Raw genomic sequence first — 1715 nt, 5'->3', positions numbered from 1 at the left:
CAACTGTCGTGATACGTTGAAAAGTTAAGTGTTCACATTCAGCCGGAATCGGTGTTCAACTTCGCCGGAATACGCACTCAGTGATATTGTTCGGTACTATCAACCTTCATTTAGGGAAATTGAAAGGCTCCTGTCATACTTTTCAATAATTAACAATATGTCAGGTGATACCCGATATTTGACAAACTATCAGTATATGATCGCTATGGTTTGTTATCTAAAAGCATGTAAGCCACATGCTTTGACTCTCGTGAATGGCAGATTAAGCTATGAAAAAATTATTGAAGAAGCTAATTTAAAAGATCTTGTTGAAGAGCACCAATTCTATTCTTTATATTACCTTAAAAAATTAATTAGATTCGATCTTGGTAGTGAAGAAACTCGAAAAGAAATATTAGAAGAACGAGAAATTCAACTGGATAATTTTGGTAGAACACCAAAAGATATGATTATAAAAATAAATTCATGGCTATCTGAAGTCAATAATGGGTAGTCGTAGGTTGGTATAACAAAGCAATCAAGGTGACCCGTTACACTCGGCGGTTTTGGTATGAAGTTCACAGTGCTTTGTTAGTTCAGTGCGGGGCACCTTATTGCAGGCGTTATGGCTAAGGGTAGAAATATATCTACCCATATTTTAATCATTAAACTTGCAGGTTCTTTTTATTATTGCTTGAGCTATCTCTTGGATTTCATCTTTAGAACCTAATTGTAAATAATATGTTTTAATTTCTTCACATAGCTTTGGAGTTATTGAAACTGATAGTCGTAACAATGCTGTAGAGTCTGATGGATCCATGTCTAATTGTTTTAATGCTGATTTACTCGCATTTACATTATTATGGCTGGAGTAATCGCGAATGAATTGAGTAGATAGGTCACTATAATCTTCTACTATACTCTGTGAGTAGCAAGCTGATGACACTAAAGAAAGTAATAAGACTAATGTTTTCATGGTATAGTTATTTCTCCTTTTCCGTTTGGTATAGACGATAAAAATCTTTTCCAATCATCAGGGTGTATTGTCATACAACCTGCGGATCCTTTCCAAGTTTTAGAGTAACCCCAATGTACATGAATATAATTAGCATTTTTTCCATATTCGGGGTAGTTAGGGTTTGTTTTTGTTGTCGGGACGTATTTGTTAGAGTTTAAGACTAATGCTGGCTTTCTTTTATGTAAGCCATGTTCAACTAAATAGCTCCCACTTTTCACATGCGGATATGCATTTTCCCCTTTTATTGATGGTGATTTAGGTTTGAATGGGTTAGGTTTACTACTGCCCTTCACTTCGATTAAAAGTTCATTCTTAGCATCAAATACTTGAACTAATTGGTTATAAACATTGTCGTTCTTAATTGAGCCTACTTCATTGAATATAATAGACCAGAAATGATTTGATACTCTCCAACCTATGTTTAAAGCTTCATCAATTGCTAGTAGGGTGTTTTTCCCCACAACTCCATCAGGATTGCCAATTTTATATTCTGGGTGGATAGTGTTTTTTACAACAAACTTTTCTTGAAACTGCTTTATAGCATTGTATGTGTTTTTTCCAAAAACTTCATCTGAAGTGCTAGAGCCAATGTCAATCTTCATTGCTAGCAAGGCATCTTGAATGGCTTTTACTTCTGGTCTTTTGCTGCCTTTTTTAATTAATATACCTTTATCTTTTGCAAGCAATTCTAGTGCATCTGAATTGGATAGCAGTTTTG

The 1715-nt window shown here is 34.7% G+C and carries 3 protein-coding genes; 1 reads left to right on the top strand and 2 read right to left on the bottom strand.

Translation table 11 applies throughout. The features are described from left to right. The first annotated feature begins 178 nt into the window (after positions 1-178). Complete coding sequence (locus Q0852_RS23540; protein WP_299022855.1) at positions 179-493, top strand: hypothetical protein; 315 nt, start codon at positions 179-181, stop codon at positions 491-493. Between the two features lie 144 nt (positions 494-637). Here the strand turns inward: Q0852_RS23540 and Q0852_RS23535 are convergent, their stop codons facing one another. After that, positions 638-955 (bottom strand): hypothetical protein, encoded by a 318-nt coding sequence (locus Q0852_RS23535; RefSeq protein ID WP_299022853.1) that lies wholly within the window; start codon positions 953-955, stop codon positions 638-640. Continuing rightward, positions 952-1715: peptidoglycan-binding domain-containing protein (locus Q0852_RS23530; RefSeq protein WP_299022850.1), on the bottom strand; the 764-nt coding region annotated here is incomplete at its 5' end. The genes Q0852_RS23530 and Q0852_RS23535, both read right to left, overlap by 4 nt.

It is taken from the genome of uncultured Photobacterium sp., assembly GCF_947502415.1.
Classification (GTDB): Bacteria; Pseudomonadota; Gammaproteobacteria; order Enterobacterales; family Vibrionaceae; genus Photobacterium.
This window is presented reverse-complemented; position numbering and strand designations above follow the sequence as displayed.